Annotated in this window: 23 protein-coding genes; 4 read left to right on the forward strand and 19 right to left on the reverse strand. The window is 39.2% G+C overall.

Annotation, left to right across the window (positions count from 1 at the left end):
• From M472_RS29735 to M472_RS29775, 9 genes are all read right to left on the reverse strand, one after another.
• Positions 1-205, reverse strand: a 205-nt coding sequence (locus M472_RS29735) for a hypothetical protein (RefSeq protein WP_037458193.1), incomplete at its 3' end; no start/stop codon positions are given.
• 25 nt (positions 206-230) lie between these two features.
• Positions 231-680: a hypothetical protein gene (locus tag M472_RS29740; RefSeq protein ID WP_021069518.1), complete on the reverse strand. Its 450-nt coding sequence runs from the start codon at positions 678-680 to the stop codon at positions 231-233.
• A gap of 2 nt (positions 681-682) precedes the next feature.
• The gene (locus M472_RS29745) at positions 683-1,030 is read right to left on the reverse strand and encodes a hypothetical protein (protein ID WP_021069519.1); all 348 of its coding nucleotides are present in this window, start codon (positions 1,028-1,030) and stop codon (positions 683-685) included.
• 23 nt (positions 1,031-1,053) lie between these two features.
• Entirely contained in the window at positions 1,054-1,842 is a 789-nt protein-coding gene (locus tag M472_RS44430) for a hypothetical protein (RefSeq protein ID WP_144062664.1), read from the reverse strand.
• 23 nt (positions 1,843-1,865) lie between these two features.
• The gene (locus M472_RS29755) at positions 1,866-2,636 is read right to left on the reverse strand and encodes a hypothetical protein (protein ID WP_021069521.1); all 771 of its coding nucleotides are present in this window, start codon (positions 2,634-2,636) and stop codon (positions 1,866-1,868) included.
• Positions 2,637-2,659: 23 nt separating this feature from the next.
• The gene (locus M472_RS29760) at positions 2,660-3,454 is read right to left on the reverse strand and encodes a hypothetical protein (RefSeq protein WP_021069522.1); all 795 of its coding nucleotides are present in this window, start codon (positions 3,452-3,454) and stop codon (positions 2,660-2,662) included.
• Between the two features lie 116 nt (positions 3,455-3,570).
• On the reverse strand, positions 3,571-3,810 hold the full coding sequence (locus tag M472_RS29765; protein ID WP_021069523.1) for a chitin binding peritrophin-A domain-containing protein: 240 nt from the start codon (positions 3,808-3,810) through the stop codon (positions 3,571-3,573).
• Positions 3,811-3,855: 45 nt separating this feature from the next.
• Positions 3,856-4,776: a DUF1573 domain-containing protein gene (locus tag M472_RS44435; protein ID WP_021069524.1), complete on the reverse strand. Its 921-nt coding sequence runs from the start codon at positions 4,774-4,776 to the stop codon at positions 3,856-3,858.
• Between the two features lie 241 nt (positions 4,777-5,017).
• Entirely contained in the window at positions 5,018-7,801 is a 2,784-nt protein-coding gene (locus M472_RS29775) for a TonB-dependent receptor (RefSeq protein WP_021069526.1), read from the reverse strand.
• 345 nt (positions 7,802-8,146) lie between these two features.
• Between M472_RS29775 and M472_RS29780 the strand changes: the two genes are divergently transcribed.
• From M472_RS29780 to M472_RS29795, 4 genes are read left to right on the forward strand one after another with little or no spacing between them, the layout of a single operon-like run.
• Positions 8,147-8,824, forward strand: a complete 678-nt coding sequence (locus tag M472_RS29780) for a hypothetical protein (RefSeq protein WP_021069527.1) — start codon at positions 8,147-8,149, stop codon at positions 8,822-8,824.
• A 15-nt stretch (positions 8,825-8,839) separates the two neighbouring features.
• Entirely contained in the window at positions 8,840-9,730 is an 891-nt protein-coding gene (locus M472_RS29785; protein ID WP_021069528.1) for a carbohydrate-binding module family 14 protein, read from the forward strand.
• Positions 9,731-9,733: 3 nt separating this feature from the next.
• Entirely contained in the window at positions 9,734-10,615 is an 882-nt protein-coding gene (locus M472_RS29790) for a carboxypeptidase regulatory-like domain-containing protein (protein ID WP_144062665.1), read from the forward strand.
• Between the two features lie 7 nt (positions 10,616-10,622).
• The gene (locus tag M472_RS29795; RefSeq protein ID WP_021069530.1) at positions 10,623-11,255 is read left to right on the forward strand and encodes an outer membrane beta-barrel protein; all 633 of its coding nucleotides are present in this window, start codon (positions 10,623-10,625) and stop codon (positions 11,253-11,255) included.
• A 370-nt stretch (positions 11,256-11,625) separates the two neighbouring features.
• Here the strand turns inward: M472_RS29795 and M472_RS29800 are convergent, their stop codons facing one another.
• The 10 genes from M472_RS29800 to M472_RS45425 form a co-directional block, all read right to left on the reverse strand.
• Entirely contained in the window at positions 11,626-11,913 is a 288-nt protein-coding gene (locus M472_RS29800; RefSeq protein ID WP_081643117.1) for a chitin binding peritrophin-A domain-containing protein, read from the reverse strand.
• 230 nt (positions 11,914-12,143) lie between these two features.
• A complete protein-coding gene (locus M472_RS29805; protein ID WP_144062666.1) occupies positions 12,144-12,851 on the reverse strand; it encodes a hypothetical protein in 708 nt (235 codons plus the stop codon).
• A 62-nt stretch (positions 12,852-12,913) separates the two neighbouring features.
• Positions 12,914-13,198 (reverse strand): chitin binding peritrophin-A domain-containing protein, encoded by a 285-nt coding sequence (locus M472_RS29810; RefSeq protein WP_021069533.1) that lies wholly within the window; start codon positions 13,196-13,198, stop codon positions 12,914-12,916.
• Between the two features lie 100 nt (positions 13,199-13,298).
• On the reverse strand, positions 13,299-14,393 hold the full coding sequence (locus M472_RS44440) for a DUF1573 domain-containing protein (RefSeq protein ID WP_021069534.1): 1,095 nt from the start codon (positions 14,391-14,393) through the stop codon (positions 13,299-13,301).
• 102 nt (positions 14,394-14,495) lie between these two features.
• On the reverse strand, positions 14,496-15,068 hold the full coding sequence (locus tag M472_RS29820) for a hypothetical protein (protein WP_021069535.1): 573 nt from the start codon (positions 15,066-15,068) through the stop codon (positions 14,496-14,498).
• Between the two features lie 234 nt (positions 15,069-15,302).
• The gene (locus M472_RS29830) at positions 15,303-15,947 is read right to left on the reverse strand and encodes a hypothetical protein (protein WP_021069537.1); all 645 of its coding nucleotides are present in this window, start codon (positions 15,945-15,947) and stop codon (positions 15,303-15,305) included.
• 12 nt (positions 15,948-15,959) lie between these two features.
• Positions 15,960-16,589: a hypothetical protein gene (locus M472_RS29835; protein WP_021069538.1), complete on the reverse strand. Its 630-nt coding sequence runs from the start codon at positions 16,587-16,589 to the stop codon at positions 15,960-15,962.
• A 12-nt stretch (positions 16,590-16,601) separates the two neighbouring features.
• Positions 16,602-17,240, reverse strand: a complete 639-nt coding sequence (locus tag M472_RS29840; protein WP_021069539.1) for a hypothetical protein — start codon at positions 17,238-17,240, stop codon at positions 16,602-16,604.
• Between the two features lie 12 nt (positions 17,241-17,252).
• Positions 17,253-17,885: a hypothetical protein gene (locus tag M472_RS29845; RefSeq protein ID WP_021069540.1), complete on the reverse strand. Its 633-nt coding sequence runs from the start codon at positions 17,883-17,885 to the stop codon at positions 17,253-17,255.
• A 12-nt stretch (positions 17,886-17,897) separates the two neighbouring features.
• On the reverse strand, positions 17,898-18,315 hold a 418-nt coding region (locus M472_RS45425), incomplete at its 5' end, for a hypothetical protein (protein ID WP_031301496.1).

The following is an 18,315-nucleotide window of genomic DNA, read 5'->3' on the forward strand; positions in this document are numbered from 1 at the left end:
CATCATTTGCCAAACTGTAGGCTATATGCGTGTCGTCATTATACGCCTGCAAAGGCTGCTGCCATTCGTCCAACTTACCATCGGCCTCAAAGCCCTCCATCCAGATGCTGGTTTGTTGTACCTGAGGCTGTTTGTTCTTTTGCGCATAGCTCTGTGTCAGCATACCAGCAAACACAATGGTAAAGAAAGTAAGTTTATACTGCATAGTTGTTGTTTTTTAAGTAAGAGAATTAATCAGGCTTAGTCGCTAAGCGGTAAGTGCCTTTGAGTTCGGTTCTTCTTTGGGTATCTAACATATCCTCGAACATCTCGTTGATCTCCTTTTCGGACACGGTAAAAACCCTCCCTGAACTAGGGTCTTCCGTTGCTATCCCGCTTGGCTTCATTGGAGGCCCTGCTGCACTTGGATGGGGTATAACCCCCTGTAGCACGACAGCGTAATCCAATATCGCTCCTAAATCCAAATCTGTTAATCCAAAATATTGTAAAGGCACGGCAAATTCAACTATATAATGCTTCCTAGGTTTTTCGTGCAGCATTTCATCTATTTCTGAAATACCCACCTGTATCCCATATTCGTTGACCATAGGAATGAGCTGACTTTTTATCTCCGGAATACCGCTGATCTCTATTTCTTTGAAATCAGCTATTTTCCATGGTCGATCAGGATGAGATGCCAATGTTATATCTTTACGCCTGTCGTAGGTGAAATTGTAAGGAAACGTGACCGTAATCGATTTTTTTTTGTTTTCGCGTCAAGGGTTATCCCTCCATCGCGTATTTTCATCGCTCTCTTTGACTTGACAGCCAGATAAAGATAGGTTGCATCATTTGCCAAACTGTAGGCTATATGCGTGTCGTCATTATACGCCTGCAAAGGCTGCTGCCATTCGTCCAACTTACCATCGGCCTCAAAGCCCTCCATCCAGATGCTGGTTTGTTGTACCTGAGGCTGTTTGTTCTTTTGCGCATAACTCTGTGTCAGCATACCAGCAAACACAATGGTAAAGAAAGTAAGTTTATACTGCATAGTTGTTGTTTTAAGTAAGAGAATTAATCAGGCTTAGTAGCTAAGCGGTAGGTACCTTTGAGTTCGGTAGGATTGTATAGATCTAAATGTTTTTGGTACATCTTCTCAATCAACGCTTGGGAAAATGGAACCATACTACCATCACTCTTAAAATGAAATCCCTGTGGCTTTTTTACACCCTCAAAATCAGGAGAAGGGATTTCACCGCGTAATCTAATCCGATAGTTTAACTCTTTCGAGCCGGTTATCTGCAAATACTGTATAGGAACAGCAATCTCTACTGTATAAAACACCTCCTTCTCTTCTTCGTCGCCTTCCCCCTCTTTAACATAATATAGTCCTGCCTGTAGTCCATATTCATTCAGCAGAGGGATAATATTTGTTTTAATATCTGGGATACCGTAAGCCTCGATCTCCGTCAAATCACTGATTTTCTTAGGAGTATTGGGATTTAGCCCAGTGTTCCGATGTTTTCGTTTATTATATGAAAAATTGTAGGGATAGGTTACCGCAACATTTTCATCATCTTTGACCATTTCCAATGTGATGCCTCCTGTAAATATCTTGCTTGTTCTATCTGATTTCACTGCCAAGTACAGATACTGATCATCATTTGCCAAACTGTAGGCTATATGAGTATCATCATTATAAGCTTGCAAAGGCTGCTGCCATTCGTCAAGCTTGCCGTCTGCCTCAAAACCCTCCATCCAGATGCTGGTTTGTTGTACCTGAGGCAGTTTGTTCTTTTGCGCATAGCCCTGTGTCAGCATACCAGCAAACATAATGGTAAAGAGAGTAAGTTTATACTGCATAGTTGTTGTTTTAAGTAACCTAATTAATCAGGCTTAGTCGCTAAGCGGTAAGTGCCTTTAAGCTCTAATGGTATAAAAGCATCTCTGGCTAACATTTTAATATAATTAAGTTCCTTTTTACTTCGGGCATTCGGAGAATCAGGCATGCGATCCAAATCTGGAACAGAGGGAGCCTTTATTCCTCTCAAATGGATGCCGTACTCAAGCTCGCTAGGGATAGAACCACCAAGATGACTCAAAGGAATCGCAAACTCTACAATCATATACTCTTCACCATCTGCCAATACTTTTGAATCCTCCATTTTATCACCAATCCCAACCTGTATTCCATATTGGTTAACTAAACCTATGAGCGGCGCTTCATTTTCAGTCAAACCGCTTGTCTCTATGCTAACAAAATCTTCTAGTTTCTTTGGTCTATCGGGATCCATAAAGGCCGCATTAGGATACTTGATCATATCATACGTGTAATTGTACGGATAAGTTATTTTGAGGTCTACACTATCGCCCCTCTTAGCCACGAATGTCACTCCTCCACGGAATATCTTTGAAATCCTGTTGGATGTAACTACTAGGTATAGATTAATATCATCATTTGCTAGACTGTAGGAAATATGCCCATCATCAGTATACGCCTGCAAAGGCTGCTGCCATTCGTCAAGCTTGCCGTCTGCCTCAAAGCCCTCCATCCAGATGCTGGTTTGTTGTACCTGAGGCTGTTTGTTCTTTTGCGCATAGCTCTGTGTCAGCATACCAGCAAACACAATGGTAAAGAAAGTAAGTTTATATTGCATAGTTATTTCATTAAGTAACCTAATTAATCAGGCTTAGTCGCTAAGCGGTAAGTGCCGTTTAAATCAGTTTTCGTAAACATATCAACTTCCTTCTCATAAATAGCATTAGCTAATTTTTGTGAGATTCCACCACTTGCCTTTCTGGGCTGCGAAAGAGTTGCTCTCTGTATATCAGTCGGGACTTTCCCATTTAAAATAATCCGATAATCCAACTGCTCAACCTGATTAATATCCTTAATCTTAAAATACAGCAAAGGAATAGCCATCTCAATAAGATAATACAACTCTCCACTTGGATAGACGTCCGATTCTTCTAGTAATTCCATAACCCCCACTTCTATACCATATTCATTTAATAGCGGGATAGCCTCTTCCTTAATTTCATCTATTCCCATTATTCCAACTTCTTGAATATTCTGTATTCCATCCACATTACTCTTAATCTCTGTGTTTTTGGTCATTATCTTCTCCAAATCAAAACGAGGAGGACTAACTTCGATTTTTTTGGGAAATGTGACCGAGACAGGTTTACCATCCAAGTCGATCACTTCAAAAACCATACTTGTCTGAAGTATTTTAGACCAACGGTTTGACTTCACTGCCAAGTACAGGTACTGATCATCATTTGCCAAACTGTAGGCGATATATGTATCGTCATTATAAGCCTGCAAAGGCTGCTGCCATTCGTCTAACTTGCCGTCTGCCTCGAAATTCTCTAACCAGATACTGTTTTGCTGGGTCTGGGGAAGCTTTTGTGCATTACTGACTAATCCATTCACCAAAATGAAAACCAATAATGTGAAAATGTATCTTTTCATTATTTTATATTCAACTGATTTTACTTTAAACCTACTCGTTACATACTTAAGGATCATTGTCCCATTTTAATCTATCGGTTTTGAGGTTTTACTACACCTCAAAACCGATAAAAGAACTATAGAGGTCTCAAACAATCTTGCGACTCTTCTGAAAAATAAAACCCTTGAGGGCATGTACCTTGAACCAATCTACCATCTAAGCATAGGAAAAACTTATCAACATCGGGGTGAGGAATCGCGTAGCCTTCAGAAACCCATATATCCAAACCCACATAATAACAGTCCGCATTAACAAACCCTATCAAGCCAATAAGAGCAATCCCCATCAACACTACTTTTTTGATTAACTTTTTCATAATAAAACATTTATAAATAAAACAATTAATGAATAAAATTCTGATTTAATCTATTGTCGTTCCTTTGATATAAAGCTGCAAAGGTGTATTGATCGCATTACTTCGCAGAACTACAGCATGTGCAAACGCGCCAAGCCCAGTGGGCGTAATCTTGATACGTACATCAGCTTCAGTTCCAGAAGCAATCTCATCTGATGGCACTTCGGCCACTGTACAACCACAGCTGGTAAACACATCCCCAATCTGTAAGGGCTTATTACCCATATTCTTCACCCGAAGAGGAATATCAATAGTTTTGCCCTGCGCTACATTACCCAGCTGTATCTCGGAGCGGTCTATACCGATATAAGGATCATCATATACGGAATAATCCTTATTGAGCAAAGTTTTGAGCTCTACGCGGAGCGAGCCATTGAAATAAAGAGTCGCGGGGTCGGTATCTTTCAGCGCTACATCTGCATACTGCTTTGCCATGATCGTATCGCCTAGATACAGCTTGTACTGACTCAATAAATAATTATTATAAAATGAGGGGTAGACTGCATTGTTTTTGAGCAGCTCGTCTTCCAAGTGTCCATGTCTGGCATCTACGGGCCCGCCAACGGCAAACAGATCCATGACATACTGAGCGTATAACTGCCGACCTAAGTAATCTCGAATAGCAGCTAATTTGACAGACTCATCTTTGCCGTATTGGTATGCCGTATCCACATAATCCTTCCCAGTTTGGATTTGTTGGAGTATTTGCTGAGTTTGTTCTTTACGCAACATTCCCCCTTTAATGGCTTGAACTTGTAAATCCCTATCTAGAAAGACATATATGGGCACCCCCGGTGTATTCAATATTCTAGAAAGCCATTGATCCCCTACTTGGTTGGAATTGATTCGTTGTATAATATAGTCTTTGTACACTGATCGGGCAAACGCTTCGTCTCTGATCAGATCAGCTTCAAAATATTCGCACATAGAACACCCATCTGTTGCAGAGATGAGGATAATCCCCTTTACCATCAGCACGAGCTTCACTTACAGCCTTAGAAAATGTCCCACCTTGCAGCAACACGGGTTCGACCTTGTTAGAGCAGCTATAAAAACCATGCAAAAGAATAAAGCAAATGCTAAAAATAAAATGGATTTGTTCTTTCATCACAATACAGTTAAAAATCTAAATATAAAACACTTATTAAATACAGAATAACAAATACGATTACTTAACAAACGATCCATCTCCTCTCCGCCCCTTTCCGGTATCATGCTTGCTCTTGCCCCATATCTGTGGCCTCCAGGAAAACTGCAACAGAAAATAACGGCTGTCCAGATTGGTCAGCGTATTGATATAGCCAAATTCATTACTACTGTAACTGGTGAAAACATTCTGCCTGGCTGCATCCATAACCACAAGACTCAGTATCCCATTTTTCTCCTTGAAAAAACGCTTTTCGATATTGGCATTCAGTACAAAAGGTTTCGTATTGGACATTATATTGGTCGTCTCCCATACAGATTGTGACAGATTGGCATTAACCACAAAATCTTTAGGTAAGTATATACCAAACTTCAGCTCTGAATAGAACAGATTATTATAGATCTTACCAGCATAGGTTGCAAGTGTATTACGGTCCTGATTGCCAGTGTATCTAAGCTCCGGTGTAATATCCAGCCACTTGAATGGACTGTAGAAAAATGAAAGGGCATGATTCTGCATTAAGTTTTTGCGCAGTTCCTGATTTCCGTTGGATAGATAGGGAGTTTCATTGCTGGAGATATTTGAAGAATAACTCAGAGTAGAGTTCATACCCTTAATCGTCTTTGTGAGGTTGATTATATGTGACATCCGCTTTCCGCCATCGACATTGACAAAATAAGTCGTGGTCTTGACCACTTCGGCTACCGGATCAATCTCCAGACGCCTATCTCCGCTTACGAGGTTACGTTGGGTATTAAAGAAGGATATTATAGAAACATTAAACCCTATGGTATTGAAGAATTTGGAATATCGCATGTCGGCTCCCGTACTCTGTGTATTCTTCAGGTCTGGATTACCGATCTGTATGTCATAGGGTGAGCTGTAATAGGCATCGGGATTAAGTTGCGCTATCCCTGGCTGTTGGTAGGTAGTACCATAACCGATCTGAATTGATCCTATCTTTTTATTAGTGTATCCTATCGCCATTCTTGGCTTCCACAATACATCGAAGCGCTCAATACTGGCTGTACCACGATTAAGCCTTCCCGAAAGCCAGCTGTTCCCTAATTCAACACTGGGTGACAAATATATGCCATTGGCAAAAGTGTACTCAGGCTGTATATTAAGAGGAATGCTGAATGTATTATTCTTTTGATAATTGTTGAGATTAGCCTCTAGGTTTGGATCATAGCCTTCCAGTAATCTGGATTGAATATCGCGTAGCGAATTATTGTTGCTTAATCCTAACCGATACTGAACCTTGAGTTTATCATTAGGGGTCCAGGTAAACATATTGTTGATCGAATTCCTAAAGGAAGCATTATCTGTATTACGCAATTGATGTACGGAACTGTCGGGGGTATTTATATTAATACCATCGGCATAGACATCCGTACGCAGATCATCATCTGCCCTATCTCCTTGATAACTACTATTGGCCATTATGGTCAGATTCCAGGTTTTGCTCAAAGTCTTTCTATAGTCTAGGTTAAACCGGTAATTAAAGTTATTCCCCTTTTTATGAGAGGTTTCTTCCTGCAGACTATTGACTAGACCAGAACGCTGGCTACTGGTCTCTTCATTGGTCGTGTAATTGTTATAATCCATAGATAGATTGCCCATTATGGTACCTCCTTTTTTTGCTTTTAGATTATAACTGCTGGTCAGTGCATGCTTCTGTTCATATCCCCCGCGATAGCGATCATTAATACTGGCGATGGTCCCCTCATCATAAAAATTCTCTGAAAGAGTCTGTGTGCCAGACCAACGGTCATTATAGGTAAAATTGTACTGTGGATACATCGAGAAAACCTCAGCTATCTTTATATTCTTGCCAAAAGAGGCCGAAGTTTCCTTACGCTGCCCATCTGTAGCCAGTGATGGCCCTTCCATCATGATAATCCCTCGTGATACAGATCCCTTCCCGATATTTCCTGGGACAGGGTCGCTCTTTACACCTTCAGGAAGCTGCTTGTAACCGGCACTGACAGAGGTCTGGTCCGGTCCATCTATCCAGCGCATATAGCCGTCCGCCTTCGATCGGGATTGTGTGCCTTGTTCAAGGGATATATCGTACATCCGACCGGCTGACTTATCTGCTTTAGTGACAATATTTAAGACCTTCGACGATTGCTCATCCTTCATAGTTTTAGAACCGGTTCCGGATTCATTCTGATCAATAATCTGTATCCGCTCTACAATATCCGCAGGTAGTTCTTTCATGGCTTCCTGTACTGAGCCTTTGAAATATTGGGCATTGTTGAATAGGGCTTTGACGACACGCTCTCCATTGTAAAAGACGGAGCCGTCGGGATCTATCGTGATCCCCTCCATGCGCCGCAACAGATCTTCGAGACGGGCGTAGTCCCTCACGATATAGTCTTTGGCCCAGAACTCCGTGGTATCGCCTTTGACCAAAGGGCCTTTCAACCGTTCTATAGTAACGGCCTCGATTTCTTCTTCTTTGACCCCAAGACGTATAGGTGGGATGTTAAGCTGTGCCTTGGTATCGTTGTTAAAGTATTTTCGATTGTACGGCCCATAGCCCATCGCCTGTATACTTAATAAAAATTCGGCCGATTTAACATCTTTGAAACCATAGAACCCAAACTGGTTGGTAGAAGTCTGTAGGGTATCCTGTGAAGAGCGTAATCGAACTGTAGCTCCAGAAATCGGCTTATTCAACGAATCGCGAAGGATACCTGATACATTTCGCTTGTCGACAGGCACCGTCTTTTGGCCAAGAGCTATGAAAGTGGCTAAACAAAAAACAAAGCTAAGGGCATAAATGTAGAGTTTATTCATATCGGTTTTTAATTGGTCTGATATTGATCATATGTATAAACGAACTGATCTCTCATAATCAGTTTTTTGTTAACAAATAAAACATTGCAATTTAAAGCTTTATCCCCGAACTCTTCATAGACAATGTCTATGAAACCTTAGAAAAACTACTCTTAACTTCGTATCTACAACAGGGGATCGAAATATATAACAACATATGACAATGTTTAACAATGTTTAACACATATTTAGCAACATTTAACACAACAAAAACAGAAAAACACCTAACATTGCAATGTATAAACCTTTTTATTTGCTCAAAAACAGGAGTACTTTCTAAGCAGATAAAAGACAAATTATTTACATATGAAAAGAAAAAAATACTTTTATATTATTACTGCTTTGTTTTTTGTTTTCTACACAAATCCCATTTTTGCGCAAATTAAAGTAGATGGCGACCTGTCCGACTGGCAGGAGGAGTGTTTTGTCTTTGACAAAGAGAATGCCCTGCACTATGCGATACAAAATGATAAAGAAAACATCTATATCGCTATCCGGAAAGATGAATATACGGGCAAGATAAGTTCAAGTAAAATTATTGGCGGTATCCAACTTTATCTGGATAAAACAGGAAAACGGGATACCACTAATGCCGTAAATATCGGATACCCAATCGGTCGTGAGGTCACTTTTTTTTGGGATCAGATTCGGCTCAATCGTGTAGATACACTCAAAAAACCCCTGATAACTTCAATCTATAACGAATACGGTATACTAGCTGTCCCACAATATAAGACCGCGGGCTATAGCAACTTGAACAAATATCAAGTCGAATATAAAATTCCACTAGAGCATATCCGCCCTGGATCAGATAAAAAAATATCGATATGTATTTTACTAAAAGGTATGCATTGGATGACTAAAGAAAATCCTCCGATTACAAGTAGTCCTGATTTTAGTACAGTTGCCGATGTAAAAATAAGAAGGGGGATGATAGACGATTTTTTTTGGAGCTACTCCTGGATTGATTACATAGTTAAATAACCAAAACTAAAAGATATGTATAAGATAACTTTACTGGCTATATGGAGCCTATTCACCATTTTCTATGCTAGAGCAATACCAGTCGACTCTTTGTTCTGTAAAAAACTTGACGACGGTAAATATCCACACCCTACGGAATGCAGAGCCTACTATGGCTGCAAAAATCATATCACCAGTGTCGGTGCCTGTCCATATGGTCAAGTATTCGATCCACTAAACAAACAATGTGATGCCCCAGAAAATGTACTGGCACCTTGTGGCACCAAAGTAGATACGAGTCACCGTATTATCGTGGATGGTAAGCTAGATGAATGGAGCGAAACAAAATTTGTTGCTGATAAAGAAAATTTACTTGACTACGCAGTACACCACGATAAAGATAATCTATATATCGCTATCAAAAAGGATAGACGCTTACTTAAACTAATGTCAGGAGCCAAGAATGTAGGAGGCATACAATTGTATATCAATAGGTCGGGGAAGAAAGATACGATATCCGCTCTCAATATTGGCTATCCGCTCGGTGGGCCAGAAGACCGTGAGTGGCATACCCTAAGACTACAGGAGATAAACCCTACGGCAAAAAAAGCACAACTGGTATCCATATACAATGATTATGGAATCACAGCTGCTGCCGTTTCTAAATTTGAAAAAAACACACTGAAAAATTATACTGTTGAGTACCGGATACCTTTGGTTTATATCCTATCGGAAGAAAATCCCTCAAAAGATATAGCAATCTGTATTATGCAAAAAGGTGTATCATGGATGCGTCAGCCTCCGGCATACACGCCGGGTTCCATGTTATACCGATCGAGTGGAGCAGATGCTGGTCTTTTCTATTCGGACGAGGATTTTGAAGACATGATGAGCTGGAGCTATACCTGGTTTAACTATAGTTTATAGGCTGTGATAAAACAGTGGATTCTTTTCTTTGTCCTCTTCGGCGTCCCTGTACTACTCTTGGCACAGGAGCGAACACAACCTTTGGACAGCCGTACCGTGAGCGGTATGATACGCAACAATGCTGACGAATCGGTGGCCAACGCTACTATTGTGCTTCGAACCAAAACAGACTCATTGACGACGAGAACTAATAAATTTGGCACATTTAGCTTTGCCAAAGTCAGCCATGCAGAATTTACAGTTTCGGTATCACACATTGCTTATGGTACTTTTACCCAACGTTACCTCATGAATGACCTTAAGCCGATTCTGACCATTCCACCTGTCATTTTGAAAAAAGAAAATGTAATCGAAGAGGTACACATCGCTCGCGAAGGACCTTCGTTCAAAAAAGATACAGTCGAATTCTGGGCCCAGGATTATATCGTAAGGGATTATGCCCGTCTGGCAGATCTTCTGAAGCGGATACCTGGAGTAATGGTTCAGAATGATGGCCGTGTGTTTTTTAATGGTCAGGAGATACGCAATGCTAAATTCAATGGTGTAAATTATTTTTCGGGGAATGTAAATGCCATTATAAAAGAACTCCCGGCCGATATTGTAGAACGTGTACAGATTATTGATGATTATGGAGACGAAAGTCAAGGCGAGGTAAAAAGAGATGAGGCCATCAAAACATTAAATGTCGTCACTAAACCAGATAAATCTGCAGGAAGGATGTATAACATAATGAGCGAGGTAACAGACAAAGAAAGGTATAAAGCTGAATACGGATATAAATCGATCGACTATACGGACCAAAAAAGCTTTAAGCTACAGGCTTCGAGATCCCCGTTAGGGATTGCGCCATTTGTCGCTGTAGGAATAGTAGCGGACAGACAATAATTATTATATGAATACATCTGGCAACAAGCAGCTGTCACTTGTAAATACGGTATCCAAATCACTAAAAAAGAATAATCTATCACTGAAACTCAGTGGAAATAGCCAGTGGAACCAAATGCCTTTTTTTAATGGGACGCAAAAAGACCTATCTCGATCATTCTCTACCTATCAACTATTGGGACTATCTGCAGTACCTATCAAATGGCTCGATCTCGACGTGGGATTACAGTATGAATATACTCGAAGAGAAAGCAAACAGATGCCTGCAATAGACAATAGTCTATGGAGTGTTGATATAAAAAGTGCTTTATATCTGCCCAAGGATTTTAGGATCAGTTTTAACATTACACAACGGCTGATAGAAGGTTTTGGCGCTGATCTTCAAAAACCTTTTATTATTAACGGAACTGCTGAGAAACGTGTTTTTAAACGAAAAAATGGAATGATTGGAATCATGCTGGTCGATATGTTGAAACAAAATATATCGCCTGTGAGACAATACACCACACTGGGCTATCAAGACCGCATTACCAATCGGAAAAGCAGGTTTGTTCAATTACAGTTTCTTTGGGAACCACAAATATGGACCGCAAGCAAATATAAAACCGAGGTACGTAAAGGTGATGGGGCTTTTAAGTAAGGGGCTGTCTCAAAACGCAAACTTTACCGTCCTTTCGACTGAAGCGTAGCGGAACGGAGAAATCTAGAGGTTTAAAAATTAAGTATTTAGATTTCTCGACTACACTGCGTTCCGCTCGAAATGACGTGGTGTTTTGAATTTGAGACAGCCCCTTGAACATACTTATTCTTGTAAAGGATCATATAGAAGGTCTGAAGATCTTGACCGATTTTATGCTGTAACATTGATTGTTTATAATATTTACTTCAGTTCATAATCAATCCATGGCCACATCCAAGTGTCCATATTTGAAAATAAACCTGCTCATATTAATGAAACCTAGCAAGTAAATCCCCCTCGCCATAAAATGTATAGCCTCTAACGGTTTTACCTACTTCTTTTTTTCTTCTTTTGTCCCGCAAGGGGGAGGGACGTTCGCTTTACTATCACAGAGCTGATCAACGGGATGGTAGACCATGCCTTCCGCACATATCGCATAATGGGTCCGCAGAGATCCATCATGTGCAGGAACACAGACGTAATAAGCACCACAGTTGTCCGGATCGGCATATATTCCCGCAGCAAGCCCCTTACAGAAATTCCAATTAGTCTCTGATGAAGCTGACAAAATAACGGTACCTAGTACCATGAATGTTGAAAATAGAATTACTTTTTTCATGTAAATATTAATTATTTAGTTAACGATCTCCATTACTTTATCTCCCTCCGGTTGGTCAATTTATACTTAACGCTAATCACGCCCAACGCTTAATCGCGAGATTACGTCAAGTCTAGACAGGTACAAAAGCCTCGAAAAAAATCCCATAATCTTTGAGCTATAATTTATCCCTAATCTAACGCTTTAAAACCACATGCTTCATAGACATTATCTATGAAAAAAAGTTGAATTTATTTTTCGGGAACTGACAGCTGGTACCGACCAACAACTTTATCTTCGGTGTACAGGTTAAGTTCCTCTGGATCTAGCTTCACGACCCTTCCCTCTGGTGTCTTCGTAGTGGAGCTTGCCAATGCCGCAAACATTTGGGGAGAGACCTTAAAACCTTCTAGAATAATTTGAAAATCAAAAAGAGTGGAATCAGCAAAAAAATCGGGTAATAGAGAAAGGGGAATCGCAAACTCCATTGTCAGTAGCTCTGTATTTTCATCCAGATGATACGCCATCTGAATGCCATGTTCGTTATATATCGAAAGAATAGAATCCGTTATCTCTGGAAAACCAAAGACCTTGATCTGTTCAAAGGCTTTTTCCGCGTCCTCCTTTTTCTGTGGCACAGGAGATAGTATAGTCCGGGATTCAGACGCTCGTTTACCTTTTATGCTCTCTATAACAAATTTTACTCCGCCAAGCTTTACCTTACCAAGCTTTTTGGTACGGATACCTAGAAAAAGATGTTCTTTATCATTTGCTATTCCATAAGACAGTTCCTTCTTTTCATCAAAATGTATAGCCTCTAACGGCCAGTCATCCAATGTACCGTCTAAATTTAGATTTTCAATCCTTTGTCCTGAAATTACCGGAGCTTTACCGCGTTGGGAAAATGCTATTTCAAACAAGGAAAGCATTAAAAAAGTTGTGATGATTATTTCCCTCATTACAAAATTACTTTTGAACTAAGCCTAGTCCAACCAATTACAGAGAGAATAGGCTTAGTTGATTATTTTTCTTCTTCTTTTGTTCCGCATGGAGGAGGAACGCTCGCTTTAAAATCACAGAGCTGATCAACAGGATTGTAAATCAAGCCCCCAGGACATATCGAATAAAGGGTTCGCAGTGATCCATCATTTAGTGGGACACAGACATAATAAGCTCCACAGTCGTCCGGATCGGCATACATTCCCGCAGCTAGACCATCACAGAAATTCTCATCAGGCTCTGATGAAGCTGACACAATAACAGCACCTAGTACCATGAATGTCAAAAATAGAATTACTTTTTTCATATGTGTATAATTTGTTTTTTATCTGTCATCCGCCAGCTGGCGGACTATGGGCGTATGTGCAGCTACTGCTACATGGATATTTCATGTAAATATTAATTATTTAGTTAACGGTTCCCATTATTTTAACTTCCTCAGGCTGGAATGGAGAGGAGTTAGAAGAAATGAAAATGCTCTGATTGAAATCCCCCCTATTGGCCAAATTGTACTTAACGCGAATCACGCCCGACTCTTGAGGCTTGATAGAATCGCGAGGCCACTTCAAGTCCAGACATGTACAAGAGCCCCGAACATTTGAAATGAACAATGCATCTGTACCGGTATTGGATATTGGAACCTCTATCGTTTTGGTGCTGCCAACTTTTTCCTCACCGAAATTTATAATCCTACGGTCAAACCCAATACGCGCGCCAACAACATCCGCATTATCCAAACCAGCAATAGAACGTAACTCTCTTTTGAAATCACCATATAGTATATCGTCCAATTCGCCGGGATAATTGTCGAGAACTTTAGCTGCTAGTATGCTAGCATCTTCTTTCCTATCATTAACCATAGATCTTACCAACAGATAGTTGTTAAGAAAATACGGTTGTATACGGATACTTTCGTCAATTTGTTTCCTTTGATTAACATCACCTTCTTTGCCTGTTCTAAATTCGCGGTAAAGTCTGTACACAGAGTTAATAAAATCAATCTTTTGATGGTCACTTACCAAGTCTTTCGAAAGGTTTTCCTTGCTTTCTAAGTTGAGAAAGACATTGCTTGCACGATAATAGACCTGATCTTTTTCTAACGCTGCCATACCCTCAAACAAGCGCTTTATATTTGCACCTCGAAAAAAACCTTTAATATTACCATCTGGATCGAATATAACGGTTAATGGGAAACCATACTCTCTTACAACTTGATTAATCCAGAGATTTTGTGGCTTTGTTATATCTACTGATTTAATAAGTAGATTCTCGAAAAAAACTTGCTTAGGCGAATTGTCAAGCTTTAATATTTCTCTTTTGTAGTGATCACAGAGATCACAAGAACCATTCCCGATAACAAGCGCTAGATAGTATTGCTTGCCGACAGCTAGGCCTATCGACTCATCTATATTGTCCAAACCGGACAAATCAATCTCCACTTTCTTGTCTGCACAGGACACAAAAAAGACAAAAAACAACAAATAGCATAAAAAAAGCCTCATAATCTTTGGGTTATAATCTACCTCTAAGATAATGCTTTACCTGCATATGCTTCATAGACAATGTCTATTAAAATGATTTTAACTGCAAAAAAAACAGACAAATCAAAACTCTCTATTAACAGCCAGACGATAACTACCCGAGAACTCTGTCCATCGGCCATCATCTTTAATATTAGCCAAGTTGCGATTTATGACTTCCATTGGTACATCGGGGGTCTTACTTTTCATTACCTGTATCAATTTTTCTTGCATGGAGACTTCCATCTGCTCTGCTAAAGCGATGTCTTGTTGTGAAGGCCTGATTTCTCTAAACCCACGTAATAGGATATTGAACTTAATCTCATTTCCATCAAACAATGACTTCAAATGTATCAAAGGAATCGCCAATTCATACCGATAAGTTGGATCCACATACTTATAGTCGCTATCTTTTTCCAGAGTCCAGCCGACCTGTATACCGTGCTCGTTGTATAAGTTTAATTGCTTTTCAGGTATACTAGAGAAACCCTCCACAGCCATACTTGTTAGTTGATTGTGGGGAACAGCTCGGTCATTCTTGGCCGCCAATGGAAATGAAATGCTAGAACTGCTTTTTCGATCTTCTTTGCTAACCGAAAACTGCAATCCACCCCAGCTGAAAATTTTATTCGCATTTTCCTCCTTCTTTACGGCCAAATACAGAAAAGAGTCGTCATTTGCTGACTACACCACAACCGTATTTCGTCGTTATATATAAAATCGTTCTTATTCCATTCGTCAATTTTACCATCAATAGAAACATCTTGCTTCCAGTATGAAAGAAATGCATTTTTTCCGGTAGTTTGTCCAAAACTAAAAATGGGAAAAAGTAAGAACACTATTATTAAAATTCTCATTAAGATAGGCGTAAGTAAATAGTGTTTATAAAAATCATTTCAATTCATAATCTACCCAGGAATGTGTCCAGGTATCCATATTTAAAAACCAATTATTCACATCGGAGTTTGAGTTAAAGCTTGTCGATTCGGACACAGGAGAAACTCTCCCTTGGGGGAGTGCCACAAGCCGCATACCTCTTAAAAAAATCATAACTGATAATCTATTTTGTTCTTTTAAACCTAACAGCTCAAGCGGGATGCTTACTTTACTTTCAAAAACGTACTTATTTCTATCAACCTCACTCTTTCCTTCTCGGGCAATATACTTAGCTTCAGCGGTTATACCAAACTCATTATAAACAGATATCTGTCCGTCAGGAACACCAGAAAAACCTTTGATTTCTATTAATTCGAAGTCCTTTTTGGGATACTTAAAAACCGGATAGACCATATTTGGCATATTAACCGTATCCTTTTCGCCCTTAATGTTAAAAAAAAGTTTTATTCCGCCCTTGTCTACTACCTTTGCTGCATATTCATCTTTATAAAAGTTCAAATAGAGATACTTATCATCATTTGTAATACGATAATACATCGCATTCTCCTTATCATAGATCATCTTCTTCGTCGTATCGGTTTGACCGTACGAATAGGAAATAATATAGAATAATAAGACTAAGGTTAAACTGCCTTTCATTGATTAAATATTTTATTTCAGATCATAATTGATCCAGTTGTGCGACCAATTCTGTATATTCGAAAAATAGATATCTTCTTCTGGTGTTGTATTCATTAGTGTACCCAATGTAGCTCCGACTGGTAAAGGCTGAAGACGTACTCCACGCAACAATACCATAATAGATAATGTGTTATTATTACTCTTAAGTACACTACGGGGGATGCTTATTTTTCCTTTAAAAATAGAATAGTCTTTTTCATATTTGCTTTTCCCTGATATCTCTTTATATTTGGCTTCAGCGGTGATGCCGTACTTGTTATACACGGACATCTTACGATCAGGAACTCCAGTAAATCCTCTGGCAACTATTACCTCAAAGTCCTTATTGGGATAAGCATAAACTGGATATACCACATTCGGCACGTTAATGGTGTCTTTCTTGCTTGTCGTATTAAAAAAAATCTTGATTCCACCTAGATTCGTCACTTTAGATGCATACTCATCTTTATAAAAATTCAAATATAGATACTGTTCGTCGTTTGAAATACGATAGTACATCGAATTTTCCTTATCATAAGTCATTCCTTTCTTGGGATCGGTCTGAGCATAAGAAAAGGAAATAATATAGAATAATAAGACTAGGGTTAAACTGCCTTTCATTGATTAAATATCTTATTTCAATTCGTAATTGATCCAAGTTTCCGACCAAGTATCAGCCTCCAATGAGAGGGCATCTGTACTTGGAGAAGAATTCATGGATAGGGAATTTAAAATTGGAGACCTCCCCCCTGCAGGAATGGCAACATTTCGCCAACCTTTAAGAAAAATCATTATGGCAATAGTTCCCCTGCTTTCCAGTCCTAAAGAACTTAAAGGTATACAAAGGCTACTTGAAAAAACCGCCTTATTAATATGGAAATCTTCTAGATTCTCCTTAAGATCAAACTTGGATTCAGCAAGAATACCGTATTCATTAACCACAGACATTTCAACTTCTGGAATATTTTCTAATTTCGCGACACGGAGCACTTCCAGATTTCTTGGCTTCTTATAAATCGGATACTGAATCATTGGGACCGATGTCGTATCCTTTTTACCTTCGGTATTTATAAAAAATAGCATCCCACCCTGCATCATAACTTTGAGGGCATATTCATCTTTGTATATGTTTATATACAAATTTTCACTATCGTTGCTAATTTTATAAAAAAGCTTCGTGTTTTTGTCATAAGTCATTCCCTCATTGAGATCGGTCTGACAATAAGAGTTTAAGCTTAAAAAGATTGTTATTAGAATAAGAAATACTTTCATTGATTAAATAATTTACTTCAACTCATATTCTACCCACGACCAAGTCCAATCATCAATATGAGACCAAAGCGCTTCCTCTTCAAGATTCGAATTCATTGCAGCCCCTCTAATAGCACCAAGAGGTGGTTGTACCAGACGTAATCCTCTCAACAAAATCATAATACTTATATTCTTATTTTTATCAATGCGCAATCCATTCAAGGGAATAGTGACTTGACTCTGAAAAACAGATCGATCCTTTGAATACCAATTTTTGCCGGATAATGCAATGATTTTAGATTCACCCATTATACCATACTCATTAAAGACAGACATTCTCCCCTCAGGAACCCCAGAGAAACCGGATGTCTCTATTTCTTCATAATCTTTTTTTGAGCGATTATACACAGGATAGACAATGTAGGGAACATTCATAGTGTCTTTTTTACCGTTCATATTTAAAAATATCTTTATCCCTCCTAAGGAAGTTATTTTCTGAACATACTCATCTTTATAAAAATTCAAATATAAATACTGCTCATCGTTTGAAATACGATAGTACATCGCATTTTCCTTATCATAAGCCATTCCTTTCTTGGGATCGGTCTGGGCATAAGAAAAGGAAATAATACAGAATAATAAGACTAAGGTTAAACTGCCTTTCATTGATTAAATATTTTATTTCAGATCATAATTGATCCAGTTGTGCGACCAATTCTGTATATTCGAAAAATAGATATCTTCTTCTGGTGTTGTATTCATTAGTGTACCCAATGTAGCTCCGACTGGTAAAGGCTGAAGACGTACTCCACGCAACAATACCATAATAGATAATGTGTTATTATTACTCTTAAGTACACTACGGGGGATGCTTATTTTTCCTTTAAAAATAGAATAGTCTTTTTCATATTTGCTTTTCCCAGATATCTCTTTATATTTGGCTTCAGCGGTGATGCCGTACTTGTTATACACGGACATCTTACGATCAGGAACTCCAGTAAATCCTCTGGCAACTATTACCTCAAAGTCCTTATTGGGATAAGCATAAACTGGATATACCACATTCGGCACGTTAATGGTGTCTTTCTTGCTTGTC

Origin of the sequence: Sphingobacterium paucimobilis HER1398, from assembly GCF_000416985.1 — a bacterium.
Taxonomy (GTDB): Bacteria; Bacteroidota; Bacteroidia; order Sphingobacteriales; family Sphingobacteriaceae; genus Sphingobacterium; species Sphingobacterium paucimobilis.